General features: G+C 49.5%; 8 protein-coding genes. 5 read left to right on the forward strand and 3 right to left on the reverse strand.

The window, feature by feature from the left end:
* Positions 1–6: 6 nt before the first annotated feature.
* On the forward strand, positions 7–1,041 hold the full coding sequence (locus B2X00_RS09425; protein ID WP_290487302.1) for a PepSY-associated TM helix domain-containing protein: 1,035 nt from the start codon (positions 7–9) through the stop codon (positions 1,039–1,041).
* Here the strand turns inward: B2X00_RS09425 and alr are convergent.
* The gene (alr, locus tag B2X00_RS09430; RefSeq protein ID WP_290487303.1) at positions 1,038–2,150 is read right to left on the reverse strand and encodes an alanine racemase; all 1,113 of its coding nucleotides are present in this window, start codon (positions 2,148–2,150) and stop codon (positions 1,038–1,040) included. The genes B2X00_RS09425 and alr overlap by 4 nt on opposite strands.
* A 147-nt stretch (positions 2,151–2,297) precedes the next feature.
* Between alr and B2X00_RS09435 the strand changes: the two genes are divergently transcribed.
* From B2X00_RS09435 to B2X00_RS09445, 3 genes are read left to right on the forward strand one after another with little or no spacing between them, the layout of a single operon-like run.
* A complete protein-coding gene (locus tag B2X00_RS09435; RefSeq protein ID WP_290487304.1) occupies positions 2,298–4,337 on the forward strand; it encodes a S9 family peptidase in 2,040 nt (679 codons plus the stop codon).
* Positions 4,338–4,344: 7 nt separating this feature from the next.
* On the forward strand, positions 4,345–5,163 hold the full coding sequence (locus B2X00_RS09440; RefSeq protein WP_290487305.1) for a prephenate dehydratase: 819 nt from the start codon (positions 4,345–4,347) through the stop codon (positions 5,161–5,163).
* Positions 5,164–5,171: 8 nt separating this feature from the next.
* Positions 5,172–5,822 carry an alpha/beta hydrolase gene (locus B2X00_RS09445; RefSeq protein ID WP_290487306.1) on the forward strand — a complete coding sequence of 217 codons (651 nt, stop codon included), beginning with the start codon at positions 5,172–5,174 and terminating at the stop codon, positions 5,820–5,822.
* Here B2X00_RS09445 and B2X00_RS09450 read toward each other — a convergent pair.
* The gene (locus B2X00_RS09450; protein WP_006954092.1) at positions 5,819–6,910 is read right to left on the reverse strand and encodes an ATP-grasp domain-containing protein; all 1,092 of its coding nucleotides are present in this window, start codon (positions 6,908–6,910) and stop codon (positions 5,819–5,821) included. The genes B2X00_RS09445 and B2X00_RS09450 overlap by 4 nt on opposite strands.
* Positions 6,907–7,398 carry a 5-(carboxyamino)imidazole ribonucleotide mutase gene (purE, locus tag B2X00_RS09455; protein ID WP_290487307.1) on the reverse strand — a complete coding sequence of 164 codons (492 nt, stop codon included), beginning with the start codon at positions 7,396–7,398 and terminating at the stop codon, positions 6,907–6,909. Before purE ends, B2X00_RS09450 begins: the two co-directional genes overlap by 4 nt.
* A 180-nt stretch (positions 7,399–7,578) precedes the next feature.
* Between purE and B2X00_RS09460 the strand changes: the two genes are divergently transcribed.
* Entirely contained in the window at positions 7,579–8,124 is a 546-nt protein-coding gene (locus tag B2X00_RS09460) for a hydrolase (RefSeq protein WP_290487308.1), read from the forward strand.
* Positions 8,125–8,324 lie beyond the last annotated feature (200 nt).

An 8,324-nucleotide genomic window follows, 5' to 3' on the forward strand; every position in this document is an offset into this window, starting at 1 on the left:
TCATACGTGAAGCGCATTAAGCTACCGTCACTGACACAGTGGCATCGCTGGCTTGGCCTTGTGCTGAGTGGCTGGGTACTGCTCATGGCAGTGACGGGCTCAATGCTGTTATTCAAAAATCAGTGGCTGATGTGGCAATACCCCAGTCTGCGACTCAACAATCCCGTGTCGCAAGCGACATCAGCAACTATTGCCGATCACTATACGGCAGGGTACGCGTATCTTCCTACTGACGACCGCCCCTGGTTTGAGCTGGTTGATGGTGACGGTAACCATCATTATTTTGGCCCTCAAGGTGAGCAACTGCTTACTCGAGCGCCCTACGCTGACACGGTGAGCTGGTTTGTCGAACTGCACCATCATCTTGCGCTTGATGAGTTCGGCAAGGACATCCTCGGAGTATTGTCGCTACTTGCCTTGGTATTGATTACCACCGGCTTAGTACGCTGGTGGCCTAAACGACAATGGCGCTGGAAAAACCTCGCCGTACGCTTTTATAACCCGTTCTCGGCTAAAGGCATGCAAACCTTATGGCAATTGCACCGCAGCACCGGTGCTATCGTCTTTATCCCGGTGGCATTACTGATGCTTACTGGTAGTGCGATTATGTATGCGAGCACGGTCAAAGGCGGTTTAACCACCCTATTACCGATGACCGATTCACGGATACACCACTCAGTACCCGAACGCTCAGCAACACACTGGAAGGAACGCTTTGAAGTCGCCCGTACCGTCCTACCTAACGCCGATATTCGCTTAATTTATTTAGACTCAGGGCGCATGCGCTTAAAATGGCCTGATGAATGGCATCCGAATGGTCGTAATTACATTGCGTTTGATGAAACTGGGACACTTTCCAGCATAACGGATGTGCGGACACGCCCCTTAGGTGAGCAAGTGTCCCATATGATCTATCCGCTACATGTGGCGGCTATTGGTGGCACCGCCATGACCCTGGTTATTTTGGCAGGGGGGATTGCGCTATTACTACTACCTATGACCGGTGTTTGGTTTTACCTAAAACGTCGCAACAAACGTTAGTCTGCATAAACGCGTGGCACGCGACGTGTCACTTGAGCAAATAGCTCGTAAGTGATTGTCCGCGCTTGATCGGCAATCACTTGTATCGGTAGACGCTCACCCCAGAGTTCAACATTATCGCCGAGCTCAATACCCTCAATATCGGTCACATCGACCGTAATCATATCCATCGAAATACGACCGACTAAACAGCCTACTTGATCATTAATAATCATCGGTGTGCCATCGGGTAAGCTACGCGGGTAGCCATCGGCGTAACCTATTGCCACCGTCGCGATACGGCTCTCTCGTTGTGCTCGCCAGCGACTCCCATAACCTACGGTTTCACCTGGCTGAATTGTGCGTAACGCGATCACGGGCGCTTCAAGCACCATGGTTGGTTTGAGTAGTTCAGCGTCGCTTAATTCAGCCTGAGAGGGGTTTTGCCCATACAGCGCAATCCCTGCCCGAAACCATTTAGTCAGGCCCATCGCGTCCAGTACATCGTCACCCAACATAAAGGCACTGTTTGCCACGCTAACACCATCTATTTTATCACGCACCGCATGGAGTACCGCGTAAAAGCGTTCTAACTGCATCGCGGTCAACGGGCTCTCAGGATTATCCGCCTCAGCAAAGTGAGTCATCAGCACAATGTGGTTGATCTGCGCATGCGCGCGAAGCTGTCCTACCGCCTCTTCGACGTCATCGGCAAAAAAGCCTAATCGGTGCATACCTGAGTCTTGCTTCAGCCAAACGTTAACCCAATTGGTTTCCGAAGTAATTTCGCTCAGAAACTCAATTTGCTGCGCGTTGTGTATCACGGGTTCAAAGTGCTGCTCAGCGCATATCAACCAGTCTTCAGTGCTGTATACCCCCTGCAAAATGACGATGGGCTTGTCGATACCTGAGTCGCGTAACGCAATCGCTTCATCAATAAAAGCAACGGCGTATTTTTCGACGTAATCCGCGATGGCATGCGCCACTTCTGTCGCGCCATGACCGTATCCGTCCGCTTTTATAACGCCTAGCATCGGCTGCTGGTCGATATACGACTTTAATTGTTTGGCATTGTCCCGTAAATTTGTCAGTAAGATACGAGCGCGGGTTTGTCGATGCGGCTGAGACATGCAGGCGATCCAAAGCTCAAATAGGTAAATGATAGCGAACATTTAATCATGTTCGTGACTTGGCTTCGAGCGTTTTAGCGCGGTTTCAATGATGATTTTTCGAAGCGTTTACAGAACACCCGTTAGAATAAAAATTAAGGACGCATTATGTGGTTAAAAACATCCGCTCTGGTAATTGGGCTTGCAACGTTATCACCGTCTATTAACGCACAAACCAATGACTATTTTGCTATCGACGATATCTTTCAGCTCGAGTATGCGAATGATGTAAGCATCTCGCCTAATGGACGCTATATCGCCTACATTCGTAATCGCTTTAACGATATGAAGGACAACACCGAGCGTTCGGTCTGGATCCTTGATACGGCATCAAATCAACACTATCCACTCTTTGATGAGGGCGACGCCTACGGCAACTTAACGTGGTCACCTGACAGTCAACGGCTAGCATTAACATCCAATCGCAAGGACAGTTATCAGGTTCATGTGTATTGGCTCAACCAAGACAAGCACGCAGAGATTACCCATGTACATGAATCGCCGAGTCAATTGGCTTGGTCACCTGATGGTGAGTCGATCGCGTTCTTAATGGATGTAGCGGCAGAAAAAACGGTCTTTGAAAAGAAAGTAAAACGTCCCACTAAACCGGAGGGCGCCGACTGGGGTGGGCAACCGATTGTTGTGCAAGAAGCTTATTATCAAAGCGATGGCCAAGGTGTGCTAAAACCCGCACATGCACAAATTTTTACTGTTCCAGCGACCGGTGGCAGTGTACAGCAATTAACCACGGGGGCGTTCCGCCATTCTGGGCCACTGACTTGGAGTCATGATGGCGCGTCGATCGTGTTTTCCGCTAACCGCGACAAAGACTGGGCCTATGAGGTTAATGACAGTGACCTTTATGCCGTTAATGTGAAAACTCAGCAGCTCACGCGCATCACTCAGGCGCCGGGTCAGGAATACGCACCACAGTTTTCACCCGATGGTGAGCATTTGGTTTATTTACACAGTAGCGATGAGCCGGTTCCTTATCACAAAGGTGAACTGTGGGTCATGGACTGGGCCTCGAAACAAAAACGCGAGCTGCAAAGCGAATTAGATCGCTCGTTTGCCAACCCACAGTGGAATGGCGAGGACGCGATTGCGGTGCAATTTGCAGACCGCGGTAAAACCGTGATTGCCAACGTCAGTCTAGACGATGAATTAACCCGCCGTGTTGATGATGTGTCAGGTACCTATGTCAGTCGCCCGTATACGATGGGCAGTTTCAGCGCATCGAACAATGGCGCTATCGCTTATACGCAAGGTACTCCTTACCGTCCTGCCGATGTCGGTTATCAAGCGTCTGGGGATGAAACACACACGTTGACTCAGCTTAACGAAGACTTATTGGGCAACAAAAAGCTCGGCAAGGTACACGAAATCACATACAACTCGAGCTACGATGATCAACCGATTCAGGGTTGGTATATCACCCCCCCGGACTTTGACGAAGATAAAGAGTATCCGCTGATCGTTGAAATTCATGGCGGTCCGCATCTTTCTTACGGTCCTCATTTTGCCGCCGAGCATCAGCGCTACGCAGCTGAAGGCTACGTCGTTCTGTACGTAAACTACCGTGGTAGCACCTCTTACGGAAAAGACTTCGCGATGCTACTCGATGGCAACTACGCTTCAGAGTATGACTTTGCTGATCATATGAGTGGTGTTGATGCGATGATTGATAAGGGCTTTGTTGATGCAGACAACTTATTTATTGCCGGCGGCTCGGCAGGCGGCATCGCCACAGCTTACGCGGTAGGCTTAACCGACCGATTTAATGCAGCAGCGGCCACCAACCCTGTGATTAACTGGGTCAGTAAAGTACTCACGGCGGATAGTTCTATTGGGCAGATTACCAATCAGTTTCCAGCGATGCCATGGGAGGATTTAGACCATTATTGGAAACGCTCACCATTGTCACTTGTAGGAAACGTCTCGACGCCTGTATTGTTATTTACTGGTGAAAATGATCGTCGCACGCCTATCTCAGAGACTGAACAGTTCTACCAAGCGCTGAAGTTGCGCCACGTCGATACTGCCATGGTCCGAGTGCCTGGCGCGTCTCACGGCGTAACCTACCGTCCTTCACATATGATTGCCAAGATCGAACACGCGTTAGCCTGGTTCGAACACTATAAGAAGTAATGGTTTTATGATTGAACAGTTAGTGACGCTTGGTCCTGCCGGCACGTTCTCGGAGCGTGCCGCGCAGCACTTTCAGCAACAGTTAGGCGACTCAGTGCCCATTGTGTTTAAAAGCACGTTGCCAGATGTCCTACACAGCGTAAATGACACACAACTTGCGGTCGTTCCTATCGAGAACCTAATTGATGGTTTCGTGTCGCCCGTTGTCGACCATTTTGCACACCATCCATTGTATATTCACGCAGAATATCGACTGCCCATTCAGTATCATTTGCTCGCTAACAGTCAGCATCCAGAGCAAGTATGGGCGCAATTTGTGGCTGCCGGGCAGTGTCATCACGCGTTAAATACCCTGTCATTACCGATTGTGCATACCGCAAGCAACACCGCTTCGTTGAATGAGTTAGTCGCTGCAGATAAACCGTCGGCCGCCGTTGTCCCGAGCCATATACCCTGCCCAGAACAGTTGCATTGTATTCAGCGTACTATCGCCGATAGCCACAAAAACCAAACCCGCTTTGTGTTACTATCCGCGCACGCCGAGCCCTTGCTGGCACTGCAAGATAGCCGTTGGAAAAGTAGCGTGATGCTGATCGACGATAATGACCACCCGGGCTTACTCGTTGATAGTTTAAAAGCGTTTGCCGAGCAAGGCATTAACTTAACCTCGATTGTTTCACGTCCGACCGGGGATGGTTTTGGCCAGTATCACTTTTTCATCGATTTTGATGGTCATGAACAGGATCTTTCGGTACAGAAGGCGCTCAAAAAGCTCGCTGAGTTGAATCAAATTCGCTGGTTGGGTTCGTATCCAGCCTTTAATTAGGAGATTTTATGCAGTTAGAAGTAATCAAACACGATCCAAGCGAACCCGCCGATGCGGTCATTATCTGGTTGCACGGACTGGGCGCCTCGGGAAACGACTTCGTCCCCATGGTTGAACACTTAAATTTAGCCCCGGCCCGCGTACGTTTCTTATTCCCTCACGCGCCACGTCTTCCGGTCACCATTAATCAAGGTATGGTGATGCCCGCTTGGTATGACATCACAGCGATGACCATTGATCGTGAGATTGATGCGACCCAATTACGCGCTTCTGCTGCCGCGATTCATCAAATGATCGATGAGCAAATAGAGCAAGGCATTGATAGCAAACGCATTATTATTGCTGGCTTTTCACAAGGCGGTGCAGTCGGCTATGAGGCCGCGTTAACCTACCCCAAACCCTTGGGTGGTTTGATGGCACACTCGACTTATTTCGCAACGCAAGGTGACATAAAACCTGCCGAGGCAAATCGTTCACTGCCGATTTTAGTACAACACGGTACGCAAGACCCCGTTGTTCCTGAAACGCTCGGTCAACGGGCTGTGGCGCAGTTAAAAGAGATGGGTTACGAAGTGACTTATCAAACCTACCCCATGCCGCATTCACTATGCATGGAGCAGGTTGAGGATATGCAGAAGTGGTTACTCGAGCGCCTTTAAGCGTCTTTTAACACTTGTAGCTCGTCGCACCATTGGTCGGCGAGCTTATGAGCACGCTCAGCACTGTCGACCATTAGGTTGACGTGGCCCACTTTACGACCGGGGCGCGCGTCTTTGCCGTACCAATGACAATCAGCGGCACCGGCTTCCCATAACACTTCCGGAAAACCGTCAATGCCAATGGCATTTAGCATCAATGTGGGAGCAACGAGTAAATCTGGTGTGGGTAACCCCGTAATTGCGCGCATGTGCAGATTAAACTGGTCACAATTTGAACCACTCATCGTCCAGTGACCCGAGTTATGAACACGCGGCGCAATTTCGTTGACCAATAATTGTTGGTCGTCACCCTCGCCCACCACAAAAAACTCGATAGCTAACACACCAATATAATCGAGTTCATCGGTCAGTTTTTGGTGATACGCCTGCGCCTGACGCTCCAGTGCTTCGGAAAAACTCTGTGCACCGGCAATGCTATAAGCCAGAATGCCTTTGCGATGGACATTTAACGTTAATGGATAGCCACGCTGTTCACCATGATGATCGCGTGCTGCGACAACTGAGACTTCATCGCTGAAGTCGATCATATCCTCGACGATCCCTGGACGTTGTCCCGCCTCGGCGATGATGTCATCTTTTGCCTGACCGGGCTTCCAGCGCCACTGACCTTTACCATCATAACCGCCCTTCGCTGATTTAATAACAACCGCGCGGTCACAGTCAGCCAAAATGCTCTCGAGCTCAGCAGCGTCATTAAAAGGTTGCCATTCAGACGTTGGAATTTCTAGCGTGTCACAAAGGGCTTTTTGCGTGCGACGGTCGGTTAGTTGGCGGAATAGACTGGCTTTTAATAACCACTTATCTGCCGTCGCATCAATCAGATCATCGGCAAGGTGTTCATGTTCCCAAGTGACAACGTCAGCCCACTCTTTTGCTTCTTCCAAGGTTAAAGCCAGTGCTTGCTGGCTACCCAGTGCCTTCACTTGATGGTCGCGGTCGCTGTACAAAATACATTCATGGCCTTGCTGGATAGCCGCTTTACCCAGCATCTGCCCCAACTGTCCGTTACCTAAAATCAGTACTTTCATTCTGGTAACTCCAAGTCTGCATTCGCCATTACTTTATCGCGCTGTTGGTTGCGAAACTCGGTCACACGCTGACGCACGGTCGGGTCGAATGAGCCGACAATTTGTGCTGCGAGTAAACCGGCATTAGCCGCACCTGCGTCACCGATCGCCAACGTACCTACCGCTACGCCTTTGGGCATTTGCACAATAGAAAGCAAACTATCAAGTCCTTTAAGCTGTTTGCTCGATACCGGTACACCCAGCACAGGAATCGACGTGTGTGCAGCGAGCATACCGGGCAAATGAGCGGCGCCACCGGCACCTGCGATGACTACCTTTACGTCATCCTTTTCTGCTTGCTCCATAGACGATTTGAGCAAATCGGGCGTACGGTGCGCTGAAACCACTTTTGCTTCCCAGCTTACGCCCAAGTCTTTGAGCATATAGGCTGCTTTCTGCATGGTTGGCCAGTCAGATTGCGAACCCATTAAGATCAGTACGGTAGCCATGTATCACCTTTTGAAAGAGAGGGGGCTGAAAAGGGCGAAATTGTAGCGATCAGGGGACAAAACTGCAAATATTCTGCGGTTTTTTTGACCGTTAACGAGCCCCGTTGCGACCAAAGCACTATGTACATAATACGCCTTTTCGGTAGTATGGTTATAAACGCTTAATTTAAGGTCAGACCTATGTTGTTAAAACGCGATGAATCCATCATTTTGATTGTGGATGCACAAGAGCGTATTACGCCAGCCATTCATCAACGCGACATTGTTACCTCACGTATGCGTTGGCTCGGTGAAATAGCACTGCAGCTCGATGTACCGGTGCTTATAACGGAGCAGTACCCTAAAGGGTTGGGTTATACCGTTTCAGCGCTACAAGAAATTATTGAAGCTGCTCGTGTTGTTGAAAAAACCCATTTTAGCGCTTGGCGTGAGTCGACGTTCCAAGAGGTTGTTAAAGAATATGATAAAAAGCAAATCGTCATCATGGGCATGGAAACCCATGTGTGCGTGATGCAAACAGCGCTCGACCTTGTTGCGCAGGGGTATCAAGTGTTTTTGCCAACAGATACGGTTGGCTCTCGCCGCCCGAATGACAAAGACACGGCCGTTGCACGTATGCGCGAAGCCGGTGTGCAAATTGTAACGTCGGAAATGGTCGCTTTTGAGTGGCTTGAAAAGTCAGGTACTGACACGTTTCGGCACATTAGCAAAAACTGGTTAAAATAAGTCCGAGTTTAATTGACAGACCTAAACAAGGGTATATACTGATGATCGCTGATGAAATTCGGCTATTGTTTTGAGATTTGTGTACGAAGTCCTTCTTTGCTGTACCTCGTTTTGTAAGTCCAAGTAATACCAATTTCTGAGCATTTTTAATTCACATGCATTACGAGGAATATCAGCATGTCTACTACTACTGGTAAAGT

The sequence above is a fragment of the Idiomarina sp. UBA3162 genome, assembly GCF_002364475.1.
Classification (GTDB): Bacteria; Pseudomonadota; Gammaproteobacteria; order Enterobacterales; family Alteromonadaceae; genus Idiomarina.